The following is a 17,016-nucleotide window of genomic DNA, read 5'->3' as shown; positions in this document are numbered from 1 at the left end:
TCGCGCCGTTCGTAGATCGACGCGCGGTTGCACGTCACGGGCCGGGAGATCACTCTTGAGGAGTGGGCCTCCCGGCCCGTTCGTGCGTCGTCACCTCTCGGAGGCGTCGGTGAGCAAGGATCTGAACAGCCCATTCCGTACCAAGACGGTGGAGCAGTCCATCCGCGACACGGAGGAGCCGGAACACGCCCTCCGCAAGTCGCTCTCCGCCTGGGACCTCACGGTCTTCGGGGTGGGCGTCATCATCGGCACCGGCATCTTCGTCCTCACGGGCATCGCCGCCCGCAACAACGCCGGTCCCGCCACCGCCCTGGCCTTCGTGGCCGCGGGCATCGTCTGCGCCCTCGCGGCGCTCTGCTACGCCGAGTTCGCGTCCACCGTCCCGGTGGCCGGGTCGGCGTACACGTTCTCGTACGCCTCGATCGGTGAGCTGCCCGCCTGGATCATCGGCTGGGACCTGGTGCTGGAGTTCGCGCTCGGCACGGCGGTGGTCGCGGTCGGCTGGTCCGGGTACGTGCGCCACCTCATGGACACCAACCTCGGCTGGACCCTGCCGACCTCCCTGTCCGGCCCCGATGCCGGCGGCCACTTCGACCTGCTGGCGTTCCTGCTGGTCCTGGTGCTGACGTGGATCCTGGTCGTCGGGACGAAGCTCTCGGCCCGCATCACCGCGGTCGTCGTCGCCATCAAGGTCACGGTCGTGCTGCTGGTCATCGTCGCGGGCCTGTTCTTCATCAAGGCCGACAACTACTCGCCGTTCATCCCGCCGGCCCAACCGCAGGCCGAGGGCGTCAGCGGCTGGCACTCTCCCCTCGTCCAGCTGCTCTTCGGGTACGAGCCCACGAACTTCGGCGTCATGGGCATCTTCACGGCGGCCTCGCTCATCTTCTTCGCCTTCATCGGCTTCGACGTGGTGGCGACGGCGGCCGAGGAGACCAAGAACCCCCAGCGGGACATGCCGCGCGGCATCCTCGGCTCGCTGCTGGTCTGCACGGTGCTCTACGTCGCGGTGACCCTGGTGGTCACGGGCATGCAGAAGTACTCGGAGATGTCGCCGACCGCGCCACTCGCCGAAGCCTTCAAATCGGTGAACCAGCCGTTCTTCTCGGGCGCCATCAGCCTCGGCGCGGCCGTCGGCCTGATCACCGTGTGCATGATCCTGCTGCTCGGCCAGACCCGCGTGTTCTTCGCGATGAGCCGTGACGGACTGCTGCCGCGGGTCTTCTCCGTGACGCACCCGAAGTACCGCACCCCCTACCGGGCGACCCTGCTGCTCGGCGGGATCATCGCGATCGTCGCGGGCTTCACCAGCCTGGAGACCCTGGCGGAACTGGTGAACATCGGAACCCTGTTCGCCTTCGTGGTGGTCGCCCTCGGCGTGATCATCCTCCGCAAGAGCCGCCCCGACCTGCACCGGTCCTTCCGGACCCCGTGGGTGCCGTTCGTCCCGATCGTGTCCATCGCGGCCTCGTTCTGGCTGATGCTCAACCTGCCGGCCGAGACCTGGCTGCGCTTCGGCATCTGGATGGCCATCGGCATCATCGTCTACTTCCTCTACGGCTACCGCAACAGCCGTCTGCACAAGGTCGGCCAGGACGCGAAGTTCTGAGCGCCGCTCACCGGCCGCACACGACGCAGCGGGCCCGTACGGGAGACACCTCCCGTACGGGCCCGCTGCGTGGAGCGTGCGGCACGGCCGCGCGGGCTCAGCCCTTGGCGGGGGAGTTCTTCGCCGAGGCCGGCACCTTCTGGTCGTTGCGCAGGGCCTCCCACAGCTGGGTCGCCTGCGGCTCGGCCACGACCACCCGGTTGGGGTCCACCTTGTCGTAGGCGACCGGGAGCATGATCGTCTCCATGGTGTCCGGGTCGACGCCCTTCATGCTCTGCGCGAAGTCGGACAGCGCGGTGAGCGAGGCGAGATCGGAGTCGGTGGTCAGCGACTTGGTCCCGGCGTCCGCGAGCTTGTACAGCCGCGCCGGATTGCCGAGGGCGTCCTGCTTCTTGATCTCGGACAGCATCGCCATCATGAACTGCTGCTGGAGGCCGATGCGCCCGAGGTCGCTGCCGTCCCCGTAGCCGTAGCGGGTACGGACGAACTTGAGCGAGTCGGTGCCGTTCAGCCGGTGCGTGCCCGCGTCCAGCTTCAGGCCGCCCTTGGCGCCGCTCATCGGCTTGTCCAGGGTGACGGTGACCCCGCCCAGGGCGTCGACCAGTCCCTTGAAGCCGGCGAAGTCCACCTCGACGAAGTGGTCCACGCGGACCCCGGACAGCTGCTCCACCGTGTTGACCACACAGGCCGGGCCGGCGAGCGAGTAGACGGAGTTGAACATGACCCGCTTGGCGGACGGCAGGGTCTTGCCCTTCCCGTCCTTGCACTCGGGCCGGGTGACCAGCGTGTCGCGGGGGATGCTCACCGCGGTCGCCTTGGCCCGGCCCTCGGGTATGTGCACCAGCATCGCGGTGTCCGAGCGGGCGCCGCTGACGTCGCCGTGGTCGAGATCGGCGTTGGCCCCGGCGCGCGAGTCGGAACCGAGCACCAGGATGTTCTGCGCGTTCGCGACGACCTTCGCGGGCCGGTTGTCACCGATCGCCCGGTCCAGGTCGACGCTGTCGATGTTGGAGTTGAGGTGGCTGTAGGTCCACCAGCCGGCCCCGGCGGTGCCCAGGATCAGCACGGCGACCAGCAGCAAAGTGATCCGCAGAATGCGGCGGCGGGGCCTGGGCCGCGCGTGCTTTTCCGTCATGGGGGTGAATCTTAGACAGGTATTCGAACGGCTGCGGCCCGCCCCCCGGAGGGAGCGGGCCGAGCCGCTGTACGGCTGTCTGCGACCGGTACTAGACCGGCACGCTCGCGAGACCGGGGGCGAGGAACTTCTTGCCGTTGACGCGCTCCGAGACGCCTTCACGGTCCAGGTACGGCGTCACGCCACCCAGGTGGAAGGGCCAGCCGGCGCCCGTGATGAGGCAGAGGTCGATGTCCTGGGCCTCGGCCACGACACCCTCCTCCAGCATCAGGCCGATCTCCTGCGCCACCGCGTCCAGGACGCGGTCGCGGACCTGCTCCTCCGTCAGGACGACATCGCCCTGCACCAGGAGGGCGGCGACCTCGGGGTCCAGCTCCGGCTTGAAGCCGTTCTCGGCGGAGTAGACGTAGAAGCCGCGCTTGCCGGCCTTGACCACGGCGGCCAGGTTCGGCGAGACGGTGAAGCGCTCCGGGAAGGCGCGGTTCAGGGTCTCGGAGACGTGCAGGCCGATCGCAGGTCCCACGAGCTCCAGGAGCACCAGCGGGGACATCGGCAGGCCGAGCGGCTCGATGGCCTTCTCCGCCGTGACGACCGGGGTGCCCTCGTCGATGACGTTCTGGATCTCGCCCATGAAGCGGGTCAGGATGCGGTTCACGACGAACGCCGGGGCGTCCTTGGTGAGGACCGCGGTCTTCTTCAGCTTCCTGGCGACACCGAAGGCCGTGGCCAGCGAGGCGTCGTCGGTCTGCTCACCGCGGACGATCTCCAGCAGCGGGAGGATCGCGACCGGGTTGAAGAAGTGGAAGCCGACCACGCGCTCCGGGTGCTGGAGCTTGGAAGCCATCTCCGACACCGACAGCGAGGAGGTGTTGGTGGCGAGGATCGCGTGCGCCGGGGCGACCGCCTCGACCTCCGCGAACACCTTCTGCTTGACGGACATCTCCTCGAACACGGCCTCGATGATGAAGTCCGCGTCCGCGAAGCCCTCGGCCTTGTCCAGGACGCCGGTCACCAGGGCGGTCAGGCGGTTGGCCTTGTCCTGGTTGATGCGGCCCTTGCCGAGCAACTTCTGGATCTCGGCGTGGACGTAGCCGACACCCTTGTCCACGCGCTCCTGGTCGATGTCGGTGAGGACCACCGGCACCTCCAGGCGGCGCAGGAAGAGCAGCGCCAGCTGCGAGGCCATCAGGCCCGCGCCGACGACGCCGACCTTGGTGACCGGACGGGCCAGGGACTTGTCCGGGGCACCGGCCGGGCGCTTGGCGCGCTTCTGGACCAGGTTGAAGGCGTAGATGCCCGAGCGCAGCTCGCCGCCCATGATGAGGTCGGCCAGGGCCGCGTCCTCGGCGTCGAAGCCGGCCTGGAGGTCGCCCGACTTGGCCGCGGCGATGATGTCCAGCGCGCGGTAGGCGGCGGGAGCGGCGCCGTGCACCTTGGAGTCCGCGATGAAGCGGCCCTTGGCGACGGCCGCGTCCCAGGCCTCGCCGCGGTCGATCTCGTCGCGGACGACCTCGGTGGTGCCGTTGAGGACGTTCGCGGTCCACAGGAGCGACTGCTCCAGGAAGTCCGCGCCCTCGAACAGCGCGTCGGCGATGCCCAGGTCGAAGACCTGCTTGCCGCGCAGCTGCTTGTTCTGGTTGAGCGAGTTCTCGATGATGACCGAGACCGCGCGCTCGGCGCCGATCAGGTTCGGCAGGATGGCGCAGCCGCCCCAGCCGGGAACCAGGCCGAGGAAGACCTCGGGCAGCGAGAAGGCCGGGATGGCCTTCGAGACGGTGCGGTAGGTGCAGTGCAGACCGACCTCGACGCCGCCGCCCATGGCCGCGCCGTTGTAGTACGCGAAGGTCGGGACGGCCAGCGCGGAGAGGCGCTTGAAGACGTCGTGGCCGCCCTTGCCGATGGCGAGCGCCTCGTCGTGCTTCTTCAGCAGCTCGACACCCTTGAGGTCGGCGCCGACCGCGAAGATGAACGGCTTGCCGGTGATGCCCGCGCCGACGATGGAGCCGGCGATGGCCTCCTGCTCGACCTGGTCGATCGCCGCGTTCAGGTTGGCGAGCGACTGCGGACCGAAGGTGGTCGGCTTGGTGTGGTCGAAGCCGTTGTCCAGCGTGATGAGCGCGAAGCGCCCGGCGCCGAACGGCAGGTCCAGGTGGCGTACGTGCGCGGACGTGACGACCTCGTCCGGGAACAGCTCGGCCGCGCCCTTCAGGAGCTCAGCGGTGGTGCTCACTTGGAGTCTCCCTCGGCGTTGAAGTTCGGGTTCTCCCAGATGACCGTGGCGCCCATGCCGAAGCCGACGCACATGGTGGTCAGGCCGTAGCGGACGTGCGGCTGCTCCTCGAACTGACGGGCCAGCTGCGTCATCAGGCGCACGCCCGAGGAGGCGAGCGGGTGGCCGAAGGCGATGGCGCCGCCGTACTGGTTCACGCGGGCGTCGTCGTCGGCGATGCCGTAGTGCTCCAGGAAAGCGAGGACCTGGACCGCGAAGGCCTCGTTGACCTCGAAGAGACCGATGTCGTCGATCGTCAGGCCGGCCTGGGCCAGGGCCTTCTCGGTGGCCGGGATCGGGCCGTAGCCCATGACCTCGGGCTCGACACCCGCGAAGGAGTACGAGACCAGGCGCATCTTGACCGGGAGGTTGTTCTCCCGGGCGAAGTCCTCGGACGCGATGATCGCGGCGGTGGCACCGTCGTTGAGACCGGCGGCGTTGCCCGCGGTGACCCGGCCGTGCGTACGGAACGGGGTCTTCAGGCCGGAGAGGTTCTCCAGCGTGGTGCCCGGGCGCATCGGCTCGTCGGTGGTGACCAGGCCCCAGCCCGTCTCGCCGACCTCCGCGTTGGTGTTGCGCACCGAGATCGGGACCAGGTCCTGCTGGATCTTGCCGTCGGCGTACGCCTTGGCGGCCTTCTCCTGCGAGCGCACGGCGTACTCGTCGGCGCGGAGCTTGGTGATCGTCGGGTACCGGTCGTGCAGGTTCTCGGCGGTCATGCCCATGAACAGGGCGGACTCGTCGACCAGCTTCTCGGAGACGAAGCGCGGGTTCGGGTCCACGCCCTCGCCCATGGGGTGACGGCCCATGTGCTCGACACCGCCGGCGAGGGCGACGTCGTACGCACCGAAGGCCACACCGCCCGCGACGGCGGTCACGGCGGTCAGCGCGCCGGCGCACATGCGGTCGATGGAGTAGCCCGGGACGGACTGCGGGAGGCCCGCGAGAATGCCGGCGGTACGGCCCAGCGTCAGGCCCTGGTCACCGATCTGCGTGGTCGCGGCGATGGCGACCTCGTCGATCTTCTTGGGGTCCAGGTCCGGGTTGCGGCGCAGCAGCTCCCGGATCGCCTTCACGACGAGGTCGTCGGCGCGGGTCTCGTGGTAGATGCCCTTCGGGCCCGCCTTGCCGAACGGGGTGCGGACGCCGTCGACGAAGACGACGTCCCTGACGGTACGAGGCACGTTGGCTCTCCTCCAGGTGCGGGTGTGCACTGCTGCGCGCGGGGGCGTTCGGCATAGGTCGCTGAGCGCCCGCTCACCCGACCCATGCTACTTGCGGGTAACCAATGTGCACACCCCCTCCCGGAGGAGCGGCGAAGGTCACACTCCGCAGGGTCCCCGCCCCGGGCACCGCGCCTCACCTTCCGGCGGGGGCGGTTTCGCCCGGGGCCGTGGTCATCGCCCCGGCCAGGGGGCCGGACGAGCGGATCACGTCCGCGACGAACGCACGGCGGCCCACTCCGAGGTGGCGCAGTGCCGGGCCGTGGTCGACCGCGACCACGACCGTCGCGGCGGCGAGGAGGGCCCGCCACCCGCCGGCCACCGCGCGGCGGGCCGGGGCGGGGAGTCCCGCGAACCCCTCGCGCAGCCGCCGGCAGTGGAACGGCACGTGCCGTTCCTCGTCCGCCAGGATCCGCCCCGCCACCTCCGCGGTCAGCGGATCGGGGGCGCCGTCGCGCACCGCGCGGTAGTACCGCAGGGCCACCACCTCCGCGACCATCAGCACCAGCAGTTCGACCCGCAGCCCCAGGAGCCTGCGCAGCCGGACGAACGCCGCGTCGCTCCAGTGCCCGGACAGGGTGCCCGCGCCCCCGGCCGCCAGCAGCAGCGCCAGCATCCGCGCGTGGTTCTGCTCCTCCGCGACGAACAGCCGCACCGCCTCGGCGTACACCGGATCGCCGGCCCGGTCCGCCTTCCCGATCAGCGCGGAGCCGTCCCCGTCCTCGCCCACCTGGAACCGCTGCAGGCTCCGCACGAGCGCCGGATCCAGCGCCGCGCCCCGGCTCCACGCGGGGTCGCCCAGCGTGGCGCGGCGCTCCCGCTCGGCCTCGAAGTCCCCTACCCATGCCTCGTATTCGCGATTGATCATGTTCAAAAAACTAGCGAGGTTTGAGCGTGTTCAAAAGGCGGGTCGGAGCGTTGTGGCGGAACCGGGACACTCCCTGCGCGCGGACGTGCGAGAGCCCCCGGCCGATCGCGGCCGGGGGCTCTCGCACGGACAGGGGCGCGTCAGGCGGTGGCGGCCAGGGCCGTGACCAGTGCCGGGGTCACCAGTTCGACCTGCCAGGGTCGGGCGCCGTAGCCTGCCAGGGCCTGCGACACCGCGTCCGGGGTCAGCCGCTGCGGCGGCTCCCAGCACACCCGCCGGACCGTGTCCGGGGTGATCAGGTTCTCCTGCGGCAGGTTGAGCTCCTCCGCCAGCGCCGAGACGGCGGTACGTGCCGCCGCGAGCCGGGCGGCGGCCGCCGGGTCCTTGTCCACCCAGGAGCGCGGCGGCGGCGGACCGGCCGGGGTGGCCCCGGGCTGCGGCAGCTCGCTCTCGGGCAGGGCCTTCGCCCGGTCCACGGCGGCCATCCACTGGTCCAGCTGGCGCCGGCCCATCCGCTGCCCGTAGCCGGGCAGGGCGGACAGGGTGTGCACGTTGGCCGGCAGGGCGAGAGCGGCCTCGACGATCGCGGCGTCGCCCAGTACCTTGCCCGGCGACACGTCGCGCCGCTGCGCGATCCGGTCCCGGGACTCCCACAGCTCGCGCACGACCGCCATCTGCCGGCGTCGGCGCACCTTGTGCATGCCGGACGTACGGCGCCACGGGTCCTTGCGCGGCGGGGCGGGCGGGGCGGAGGCGATGGCGTCGAATTCCTGGTGGGCCCATTCGAGCTTGCCCTGCCGGTCCAGCTCCTTCTCCAGGGCGTCCCGCAGGTCCACCAGCAGCTCGACGTCCAGGGCGGCGTAGCGCAGCCACGGCTCGGGGAGCGGACGGGTCGACCAGTCGACGGCGGAGTGGCCCTTCTCCAGTGCGAAGCCGAGCACGCTCTCGACCATCGCGCCGAGTCCGACCCGCGGGAACCCGGCGAGGCGGCCGGCCAGCTCGGTGTCGAACAGGGAGGTGGGCACCATGCCTATTTCCCGCAGGCACGGCAGGTCCTGGGTGGCGGCGTGCAGGATCCATTCGGTACCGGAGAGGGCTTCGCCCAGTGCTGACAGGTCGGGGCAGCCCACCGGGTCGATCAGTGCGGACCCCGCACCCTCGCGGCGCAGCTGCACCAGGTAGGCGCGCTGGCCGTACCGGTACCCGGAGGCCCGTTCGGCGTCGACGGCGACGGGGCCGGTGCCCGCGGCGAAGGCCGCGACCACTTCGGCGAGGGCGTCCGCGTCGGCGACCACCGGAGGAATCCCCTCACGGGGCTCCAGCAAGGGAGTCGGCAGCCCACCGGGCGGAACAACGACGTCGTCCGGGGGGCCGCCCCCGGTGGTGGTGCGCAGGTCTGCTGCGGGATCTTGGGCGTCGGTCACCGGTCAAGGGTATCCGTGTATACGACGCGCCCGTCGCCGGAACGTTCCGTCGACGGGCGCGAGCGGTATGCGGGGTGTTCTCCCGGCGTCCTCCGAGGGTCTCCCGGGCGGTTCCCCCGCAGTGTTTCCGGAGGCGGGTATCCGGGGGTCGCGGCCCCCGGTCAGTGGATGATCCCGGTGCGCAGCGCCACGGCGACCATGCCGGCGCGGTCACCCGTGCCCAGCTTGCGGGCGATCCGGGCGAGGTGGGACTTGACGGTCAGGGCGGACAGGCCCATCGAGACGCCGATGGCCTTGTTGGACTGGCCCTCCGCGACGAGGCGCAGGACCTCCACCTCGCGGCCGGAGAGCTCGCGGTAGCCGCCCGGGTGGCTCGGGGCACCCGGGGGGCGGCGGTGCATACGGGCGGCGGCGGCACCGATGGGGGCGGCGCCGGGCCGGGTGGGGAGCCCGATGTTGGTCCGGGTACCGGTGACGACGTAGCCCTTGACTCCGCCCGCGAGGGCGTTGCGCACGGCGCCGATGTCGTCGGCGGCGGACAGGGCCAGGCCGTTGGGCCAGCCGGCGGCCCGGGTCTCGGAGAGCAGGGTGAGACCGGAACCGTCGGGCAGGTGTACGTCGGCCACGCAGATGTCGCGCGGGCTGCCGACGCGGGGGCGGGCCTCCGCGATGGACGACGCCTCGATCACGTCACGTACTCCGAGGGCCCACAGGTGGCGGGTCACGGTGGAGCGGACGCGCGGGTCGGCCACGACGACCATGGCCGTCGGCTTGTTCGGGCGGTAGGCGACCAGGCTTGCGGGCTGCTCGAGAAGAACGGACACCTAGGCCTCCTGGGGGAGTGGCGGGACGGCCGGCTCGGGGAAGGAAGCCGGTGCGAACCGTGCGGATGGTCACTCACTCCTTCGGCACGTCACCCGCCCGGCTTTAGGGAATGATCACGATTTGGTGAGTAACAATTCGGGCAATTCGGACGCACGATCGATCATCGGTTGATCAGAAGCCCGCAAGGGGCGCCGTCTTTCGACAATCCGCCCAGGTCCTCGATCAGTCGTTCTGCGCCGCGCGCCCTTTCCGGCGGCCGTACGGCCCTGCGGCTACGGGTGGTGCGGACCGCGGCGCTGTGGCAGGGAGACCACACCCGTCGCGGTGTCCGTCGGACCCACCGGCGGCAGCCCCGCGATCTGGCACAGCAGCTCGCACCACGCCGACAGGTGCGCCGAGGTGTCCGGCACCCCGCCCACCCCCTCGCGCGGCGTCCACGAGGCCCGGATCTCGATCTGCGTGGCCGGACGCCGCTCCGCGAGCCCGCCGAAGTAGTGCGAGCCCGCCATGGTCACGGTGCCGCTCGCCTCCCCGTACGCCAGCCCGCGCGCGTCCAGCGCACCGGTCAGCCAGGACCAGCAGACCTCGGGCAGCAGCGGGTCCGCGGCCATCTCGGGCTCCAGCTCCGCCCGTACGAGCGTCACCAGCCGGAAGGTCCCCTGCCAGGCGTCGTGCCCGGCCGGATCGTGGAGCAGGATCAGCCTGCCGTCCGCCAGGTCGTCCTCGCCGTCCACCACCGCGGCCTCCAGCGCATAGGCGTGCGGCGCCAGTCTCTGGGGTGGTTTCGTGGGGTCGATCTCGATCCCCGCACGCAGCCGGGCCTTCTTCAAGCCGTCGACCGCCCGCCGGAACGGGAGCGGGACGGAGCTCTCCTTCGCGCTGTCCATACCCTCGGCGCCATCTGAAAATCGTCCCTGAGCCGCAGCCATGCGGGGAAGACTAGGCGGAACGAGCGCCCCTGCGGCGCAGGGACACCCTCGCCGGGGCGGACACTTCTTCATACGTGCGAAGATTTGGGTCGTGAGCGCCAACACCCGCCCCACGGGCCAGCCGAGTCAGACGTACGATTCCGCCTTCCTGAAGGCGTGCCGGCGGGAGCCGGTGCCGCACACCCCGGTGTGGTTCATGCGGCAGGCGGGGCGCTCGCTCCCGGAGTACCGCAAGCTGCGCGAGGGCACGCAGATGCTCGAGTCCTGCATGCGGCCCGACCTGGTCACCGAGATCACGCTCCAGCCGGTGCGGCGCCACAACGTGGACGCGGCGATCTTCTTCTCGGACATCGTGGTCCCGCTCAAGGCCATCGGCGTCGACCTGGACATCAAGCCGGGCATCGGCCCGGTCGTCGCCCAGCCGATCCGCCGCCGCGAGGACCTCGCACAGCTGCGCGACCTCACCCCCGAGGACGTCTCGTACGTCACCGAGGCGATCGGCATGCTCACGGGTGAACTGGGCGCCACGCCGTTGATCGGATTCGCGGGCGCGCCTTTCACCCTCGCGAGCTACCTGGTCGAGGGCGGACCCTCCAAGAACCACGAGCACACCAAGGCCCTCATGTACGGGGACCCGCAGCTGTGGGCCGACCTCCTGGACCGGCTCGCGGAGATCACCTCCGCCTTCCTGAAGGTCCAGATCGAGGCCGGCGCCTCCGCCGTCCAGCTCTTCGACTCCTGGGTCGGCGCGCTCGCCCCGGCGGACTACCGCCGCTCGGTGATGCCCGCCTCGGCGAAGGTCCTGGAGTCCGTCGCCTCGTACGGGGTCCCGCGCATCCACTTCGGCGTGGGCACGGGCGAGCTCCTCGGCCTCATGGGCGAGGCCGGCGCGGACGTCATGGGCGTCGACTACCGGGTCCCGCTGGACGAGGCCGTGCGCCGCGTCGGCCCCGGCAAGGCGCTCCAGGGCAACCTGGACCCCGCGGTGCTCTTCTCCACCCCGGAGGCCGTCGAGGCCAAGACGGACGAGGTCCTCGCGGCCGCCGCCGGCCTGGAGGGCCACGTCTTCAACCTGGGCCACGGCGTCCTCCCGACGACCGACCCCGACGCGCTGACCCGCCTGGTGGACTACGTCCACACCCGCACCGCGCGCTGAACCCGCCGCCCTGTTCCGGCAGACCCGGAACAGGGCCGCCCGGTAATGCTGTGGCGTACGGGAGGACCCCGCGGGCAGGGTGTGTGCATGAGCCACGAATCCGACCGGATCACCACGCCCATCACCCCGGACCTCCTGCGCGGGGCCCTGGACCTGGAGCGCACCGAGCACGGGCTGCTGCCGCACCGGCTGCCCGCCCGCGCCCGGGCCCAGTTCACCGAGGGAGACCTGGCCACGGTCGAGACGCAGCCCTCCGGCGTACGGCTGGTGTTCCGCACCCGGGCCACCGTCATCGAGCTGGACGCGCTCCGCACGAAGATGGCCTACGACGGCGCCCCGCCCCGTCCCGACGGGCTGTACGACCTGCTGATCGACGGCCTGCCGGCCGGGCAGGCCGGCGTCGGCGGCGGCAACGTCCTCCAGGTGGACATGGCCACCGGCGCCGTGCGGCCCCGGTCCGGCCCGCCCGGAACCGTACGGTTCGCCGGCCTCCCGGACCGCGCCAAGGACGTCGAGATCTGGCTTCCGCACAACGAGATCACCCAGCTCGTGGCCCTGCGCACGGACGCCCCCGTCGAGCCGCTGCCCGACACGGGCCGCCGCCGCTGGGTGCACCACGGCAGCTCGATCAGCCACGGCTCCGACGCCGCCAGCCCCAGCACCACCTGGCCCGCGCTGGCCGCCACCCTCGGCGGCGTCGAGCTGACCAACCTGGGCCTGAGCGGCAACGCGCTGCTCGACCCGTTCACCGCCCGCGCGCTGCGCGACACCCCCGCCGACCTGATCAGCGTCAAGATCGGCATCAACCTCGTCAACCGCGACCTGATGCGCCTGCGGGCCTTCGGACCCGCGGTGCACGGCTTCCTCGACACCGTGCGCGAGGGCCACCCCACCGTCCCGCTCCTGGTCGTCTCGCCCATCCTGTGCCCCATGCACGAGGAGACCCCCGGCCCCAGCGCGCCGGACTTCAGCGAGCTCGCCGAGGGGCGGCTGCGGTTCCGGGCCGCGGGCGACCCCGCCGAACGGGCCTTCGGCAAGCTGACCCTCGGCGTCATCCGGGAGGAGCTCGCCGAGATCGTGCGCCGGCGCGCGGCCGACGACCCGAACCTGCGTCTCCTCGACGGCCGCGCCCTCTACGGCGAGCAGGACGCGGTGGAGCTGCCGCTGCCCGACGGACTCCACCCGGACGCGGCCGCGCACCGCCGCATGGGCGAGCGGTTCGCGGCCCTCGCCTTCGCCGCGGACGGCCCGTTCGCGACGCCGGCCGCACCCTAGGCCGTCTCTTCCGGGTCTTGTCGGGCCCGTCCCGCCCGGCACGGCACCTCGCCGCGTTGTCGGGGCGCCCGAGTACGTCCAGTACACGGGCGCCCCTCCGCCTTGCGATGCTTCCCCTCGGCCCTGGCGGGCCTGGGGAGACCCCATGGCACCGGACGACCCGGGCTCACCCGACAAGATCCGAAAGAGACGGCCTAGTGCTGTGACCGGCAAGGTTCACCGGGTTTCCACAGCACTAGACGGCCGAGCGGACCGCCGCGACGGCCTTGCGGGCCGCCACCAGGACCGGGTCCCAGACCGGGGAGAACGGCGGTGCGTAGCCCAGGTCCAGGGACACCATCGCGTCCACCGTCATCCCCGCGGTGAGGGCCACCGCCGCGATGTCCACCCGCTTCGCGGCCCCCGCGCCACCGACGATCTGGACCCCGAGGAGGCGGCCCGTGCGGCGTTCCGCCAGCATCTTCACCGTCATCTCCGCCGCGCCCGGGTAGTAGCCCGCCGTGTTGGTGGAGGTGATGGTGGCGGTCACGAACCGCAGGCCCGCCTCCAGCGCGTCCCGCTCGCGCAGCCCCGTACGGGCGATCTCCAGGTCGCAGACCTTGCTTACCGCGGTACCGACCACCCCGGGGAAGGTCGCGTAGCCGCCGCCCACGCCCGAGCCGATGACCTGGCCGTGCTTGTTCGCGTGGGTGCCCAGCGGGATGTGCCGGGTGCGGCCCGCGACCAGGTCCAGGACCTCCACGCAGTCGCCGCCCGCCCAGATGTTCTCCTGGCCCCGCACCCGCATCGAGAGGTCGGTGAGGATGCCCCCCGACGGACCGAGGGGGAGGCCGGCGGCCCGGGCGAGCGCGGTGCGCGGCTCCACCCCGATGCCGAGGACGACCACGTCCGCCTCGTACTCCTCGCCCGCCGACGTGGCCACCGCACGGGCCCGGCCCTCCGCGTCGGTGAGGATCTTCGTCACCTCGGCGCGGGACACCGTACGGATCCCCATGCGGTTCATCGCGCTGTGCACCAGCCCGCCCATGTCCGGATCCAGCGTGGCCATCGGCTGCGCGCCCCGGTGCAGGACGGTGACCTCGTAGCCCCGCTCCACCAGGGCCTCGGCCATCTCCACGCCGATGTACCCGGCGCCGACCACGACCGCCCGGCGGCCCTCGGTGCGCCGCAGGGTGTCCATCAGCCGCTGGCCGTCGTCCAGGGTCTGGATGCCGTGGACCCCGTGCGCGCCGATCCCGGGGAGCCGGGGGCGGACCGGGCGGGCGCCCGTCGCCAGGACGAGCTTGTCGTAGCCCGTCCAGCCCTCCGATCCGGTGTCCAGGTCGCGGGCCCGGACCCGGGATCCGGCAAGGTCGAGCTCCACGACCTCGGTCCGCGTCCGCAGATCGATGTCCCGGGCCCGGTGCTCCTCGGGGGTGCGGGCGATCAGGTCGTCGCGCTCGGCGACCCGGCCGCCGACCCAGTACGGGATCCCGCACGCGGAGTAGGAGGTGAAGTGCCCCCGCTCGAAGGCGACGATCTCCAGCTCCGCCGGGCCCTTGAGCCTGCGGGCCTGTGACGCGGCGGACATCCCCGCCGCGTCACCGCCGACCACCACCAGTCTTTCCGTCGCCATCGTCCGTACCGCCCCTTCACCACCATTGGATGGTGAACACGCTACGGCCGAACGCGCGTTCAGTCCTGTACGTCGGCCTCGGTGTCCGGAGCCCTCCGGGCCGCCGGCACCGTCACCCGCTTCGGAACCAGACCCGCCTTCGGGGCCGCCGGACGCCACCGCCGGTACAGCCGGACCAGCAGCGCCACCACCACGGCCGTCAGCGCGAACGGCAGCACCGCGCCCACCGCCACCGTCAGATAGCGCAGGACCTTGGTGAAGACGTCCCAACCGCCGCCCAGGGCCCCCAGGAAGGTGGGCTCCTCCTTCTTCTCCGCCTCCGGCTTCGCGGCGGGCTCCGTGACCTCCAGCGTGATCGTGCCCAGCGCGGTCTGGTCCTTCAGCGCCGTCTGCTGCGCCAGCAGCGACTCCAGGTCGGACTGGCGGCGCGACAGCTCGCTCTCCAGCATCACCACCTCGCTCAGCGCCGAGGCCTTGCCCATCATCTCCCGCACCCGCGCCACGCTGGCCTGCTGCGAGGAGACACGGCTGCCGATGTCGGCGACCTTCTCGGTGACGTCCTGCGCGTCGACCTTGCGGTGCAGGAGCTTCCCGCTGCCCTCCATCGCGCCGAGCACCGCGTCGTACTGCTCGCCCGGCACCCGGAGGGTCAGCGTCGAGGTCATCCGGCCGTCCTCGCCGCGCTTGGTGGACTCGTTGCCGACGTAGCCGCCCGCTCCGTCGGCGGCCGTGCGGGCCGCCGCGAGCGTCTTCTGGACGTCCTGCGTCTCGATGCCGAGCGTCGCCGTACGGATGACGTTCGGGCGGACCGCGGCCGGCGGCCGGTCGTTCTTGGCGGCGGACCCGGAGCCGGCGGCCCCCGCGGACCCGGCCGGAGCCGGGGCCGCCGCGGCGCCCTCCGGGGCCTTTCCGTCGGCGGCGGGCGCCACCGCCGCCTTGTCGCTCGCGGAGCCCTGGTCGCTCGCGCCGCAGCCGGTGAGCGCGAGCGCCCCGGCCAGCGAGAGGGCGGCCAGGGCCGCCGCGGAACGGTGTCTGTCGAAGCTGCGCATCGCTGCAAACCCCCGAGGATCGGCTGGTGTTGCCGGTTCGACGTCCAGAGTCCCGTCGCGGGTTTCGAATCCACGGTCCCGAGCCGATCCCGATGCGGTCACGGTCCGGCCTCGGAGATCGATCTGAGACGATGTGTCCATGCACGAAGCGGACATGCGTACGGATCGGCCGGGCTCCTCCTCCCGGCCCGCGGGCTCCCCGGGCCACGCCGTCGTCATCGGCGGCGGCATCGCGGGCCTCGCGGCAGCCCACCGGCTGCTCGGCGAGGGCGTCCGCGTCACCCTGCTGGAGGCCGGACCGCGGCTCGGCGGCAAGCTGTACGCCGGCGAGCTCGCCGGGGCGCCCGTCGACCTCGGCGCCGAATCCATGCTCGCCCGCCGCCCCGAGGCCGTGGCGCTCGCCGAGGCCGTCGGCCTCGGCGCATCCGTGCAGGCGCCCGCCACCGCCACCGCCCACCTGTGGACCCGCGGCGCACTGCGGCCGATGCCGCGCGGCCACGTCATGGGCGTCCCCGGCGACCTGGGACCGCTCGCCGCCTCCGGGGTGCTCTCCGCCGAGGGCCTGGCCCGCATCGAGGCCGAGCGCACGCTGGCGCCCACCGAGATCGGCGAGGACGTCGCCGTCGGCGAGTACGTCGCGGCCCGCCTGGGCCGCGAGGTCGTCGACCGGCTGGTCGAACCGCTGCTCGGCGGTGTCTACGCGGGCGACGCCTATCGGATCTCCATGCGGGCCGCCGTGCCCCAGCTCTTCGAGGCCGCCCGCACCCACGCCCTCCTCGGCGACGGAGTACGCGAACTCCAGCGCCGGGCCGAGGCCGCACCCCAGCCGCCCGGCCCGGTCTTCGCCGGAATCGACGGCGGCATCGGACGGCTCCCGCTCGCCGTGGCCGAGGCCTGCCGGGCAGCCGGCGCGCGGCTCGTCACCGGCGCCCCCGTCCGCGAGGTCCTCCGTACGGCCGACGGCTGGCGGGTGGTCGCCGGCGCCGAGGCCATCGAGGCCGACGCCGTGATCCTGGCCACCCCGGCCGGGGCCGCCGCGCGCCTGCTGGACGGGCTCGCGCCGACCGCGGCCGCCGAGCTGCGCGGGGTCGAGTACGCCTCGATGGCCCTGATCACGATGGCCTTCCGCCGCCGCGACCTGCCGGCGGCCGTCTCCGGCGGCGGCGCCAGCGGATTCCTCGTACCGCCCGTCGACGGCCGCACCATCAAGGCCTCCACCTTCTCCAGCAACAAGTGGGCCTGGGCGGCAGCGGATCCGGAACTCTTCCTGCTGCGCACCTCGGTGGGCCGCTACGCCGACGAGAGCATCCTGCTGCGCGAGGACGGCGAGCTCGTCGACGTCTCCCTCGCCGACCTCGGCGAGGCCGTCGGCCTGGCGGCCCGGCCGGTCGCCTCCACCGTCACCCGCTGGGACGGCGGACTGCCCCAGTACTCGGTCGGCCACCTCGACCGCGTCGCCCGGATCCGCGGCGCCGTCGCGGCCCTGCCGGGCCTCGCGGTGTGCGGCGCCGTCTACGACGGCGTGGGCATTCCGGCCTGCATCGCGAGCGCCGGCAGGGCCGCGGACACGGTGATCGCCGCGCTGGGCGCGCGTACGGCACCCCTGGCACCGACCACTGATCAGCGCACGGGACAATAG

Annotated in this window: 13 protein-coding genes; 4 read left to right on the top strand and 9 right to left on the bottom strand. The window is 72.3% G+C overall.

Features of this window, described 5'->3' with window-relative positions:
- The first annotated feature begins 109 nt into the window (after positions 1-109).
- Complete coding sequence (locus B6R96_RS08650) at positions 110-1,609, top strand: amino acid permease (RefSeq protein ID WP_053703522.1); 1,500 nt, start codon at positions 110-112, stop codon at positions 1,607-1,609.
- 97 nt (positions 1,610-1,706) lie between these two features.
- On the opposite strand, the gene B6R96_RS08645 is transcribed toward B6R96_RS08650, so the two are convergent.
- The 7 genes from B6R96_RS08645 to B6R96_RS08615 form a co-directional block, all read right to left on the bottom strand.
- Positions 1,707-2,744 carry an LCP family protein gene (locus B6R96_RS08645; protein ID WP_051779213.1) on the bottom strand — a complete coding sequence of 346 codons (1,038 nt, stop codon included), beginning with the start codon at positions 2,742-2,744 and terminating at the stop codon, positions 1,707-1,709.
- Positions 2,745-2,835: 91 nt separating this feature from the next.
- Positions 2,836-4,974: a 3-hydroxyacyl-CoA dehydrogenase NAD-binding domain-containing protein gene (locus B6R96_RS08640; protein ID WP_081522160.1), complete on the bottom strand. Its 2,139-nt coding sequence runs from the start codon at positions 4,972-4,974 to the stop codon at positions 2,836-2,838.
- The gene (locus B6R96_RS08635) at positions 4,971-6,197 is read right to left on the bottom strand and encodes a thiolase family protein (protein ID WP_053177207.1); all 1,227 of its coding nucleotides are present in this window, start codon (positions 6,195-6,197) and stop codon (positions 4,971-4,973) included. Before B6R96_RS08635 ends, B6R96_RS08640 begins: the two co-directional genes overlap by 4 nt.
- Positions 6,198-6,372: 175 nt before the next feature.
- Complete coding sequence (locus tag B6R96_RS08630; RefSeq protein WP_053703499.1) at positions 6,373-7,104, bottom strand: ferritin-like domain-containing protein; 732 nt, start codon at positions 7,102-7,104, stop codon at positions 6,373-6,375.
- Between the two features lie 140 nt (positions 7,105-7,244).
- Positions 7,245-8,528 (bottom strand): HRDC domain-containing protein, encoded by a 1,284-nt coding sequence (locus B6R96_RS08625; RefSeq protein ID WP_078938381.1) that lies wholly within the window; start codon positions 8,526-8,528, stop codon positions 7,245-7,247.
- 161 nt (positions 8,529-8,689) lie between these two features.
- Complete coding sequence (locus tag B6R96_RS08620) at positions 8,690-9,352, bottom strand: helix-turn-helix transcriptional regulator (RefSeq protein WP_007267191.1); 663 nt, start codon at positions 9,350-9,352, stop codon at positions 8,690-8,692.
- A 273-nt stretch (positions 9,353-9,625) separates the two neighbouring features.
- On the bottom strand, positions 9,626-10,282 hold the full coding sequence (locus B6R96_RS08615; RefSeq protein ID WP_030386082.1) for a DUF3000 domain-containing protein: 657 nt from the start codon (positions 10,280-10,282) through the stop codon (positions 9,626-9,628).
- Between the two features lie 91 nt (positions 10,283-10,373).
- Here B6R96_RS08615 and hemE point away from each other — a divergent pair, with 91 nt between their 5' ends.
- Together hemE and B6R96_RS08605 are read left to right on the top strand one after the other, a co-directional pair.
- Positions 10,374-11,438 carry a uroporphyrinogen decarboxylase gene (gene hemE, locus B6R96_RS08610; RefSeq protein WP_030386081.1) on the top strand — a complete coding sequence of 355 codons (1,065 nt, stop codon included), beginning with the start codon at positions 10,374-10,376 and terminating at the stop codon, positions 11,436-11,438.
- An 87-nt stretch (positions 11,439-11,525) separates the two neighbouring features.
- A complete protein-coding gene (locus B6R96_RS08605) occupies positions 11,526-12,713 on the top strand; it encodes a GDSL-type esterase/lipase family protein (RefSeq protein WP_081522159.1) in 1,188 nt (395 codons plus the stop codon).
- A 235-nt stretch (positions 12,714-12,948) separates the two neighbouring features.
- Here the strand turns inward: B6R96_RS08605 and B6R96_RS08600 are convergent, their stop codons facing one another.
- On the bottom strand, positions 12,949-14,328 hold the full coding sequence (locus B6R96_RS08600; RefSeq protein WP_081522158.1) for an FAD-dependent oxidoreductase: 1,380 nt from the start codon (positions 14,326-14,328) through the stop codon (positions 12,949-12,951).
- Between the two features lie 59 nt (positions 14,329-14,387).
- On the bottom strand, positions 14,388-15,377 hold the full coding sequence (locus B6R96_RS08595) for a DUF4349 domain-containing protein (protein WP_081522157.1): 990 nt from the start codon (positions 15,375-15,377) through the stop codon (positions 14,388-14,390).
- A 154-nt stretch (positions 15,378-15,531) separates the two neighbouring features.
- Here B6R96_RS08595 and hemG point away from each other — a divergent pair, with 154 nt between their 5' ends.
- Complete coding sequence (gene hemG / locus B6R96_RS08590; RefSeq protein ID WP_081525030.1) at positions 15,532-17,016, top strand: protoporphyrinogen oxidase; 1,485 nt, start codon at positions 15,532-15,534, stop codon at positions 17,014-17,016.

It is taken from the genome of Streptomyces sp. Sge12 (genome assembly GCF_002080455.1).
Classification (GTDB): Bacteria; Actinomycetota; Actinomycetes; order Streptomycetales; family Streptomycetaceae; genus Streptomyces.
This window is presented reverse-complemented; position numbering and strand designations above follow the sequence as displayed.

What these genes read in the sequence shown, in the direction of transcription:
- B6R96_RS08645 (WP_051779213.1), bottom strand. Translation starts at nt 2,744, where the DNA reads ATGACGGAAAAGCACGCGCGGCCCAGGCCCCGCCGCCGCATTCTGCGG.
- B6R96_RS08630 (WP_053703499.1), bottom strand. Translation starts at nt 7,104, where the DNA reads ATGATCAATCGCGAATACGAGGCATGGGTAGGGGACTTCGAGGCCGAG.
- B6R96_RS08615 (WP_030386082.1), bottom strand. Translation starts at nt 10,282, where the DNA reads ATGGCTGCGGCTCAGGGACGATTTTCAGATGGCGCCGAGGGTATGGAC.
- B6R96_RS08605 (WP_081522159.1), top strand. Translation starts at nt 11,526, where the DNA reads ATGAGCCACGAATCCGACCGGATCACCACGCCCATCACCCCGGACCTC.
- B6R96_RS08600 (WP_081522158.1), bottom strand. Translation starts at nt 14,328, where the DNA reads ATGGCGACGGAAAGACTGGTGGTGGTCGGCGGTGACGCGGCGGGGATG.
- B6R96_RS08595 (WP_081522157.1), bottom strand. Translation starts at nt 15,377, where the DNA reads ATGCGCAGCTTCGACAGACACCGTTCCGCGGCGGCCCTGGCCGCCCTC.
- hemG (WP_081525030.1), top strand. Translation starts at nt 15,532, where the DNA reads ATGCGTACGGATCGGCCGGGCTCCTCCTCCCGGCCCGCGGGCTCCCCG.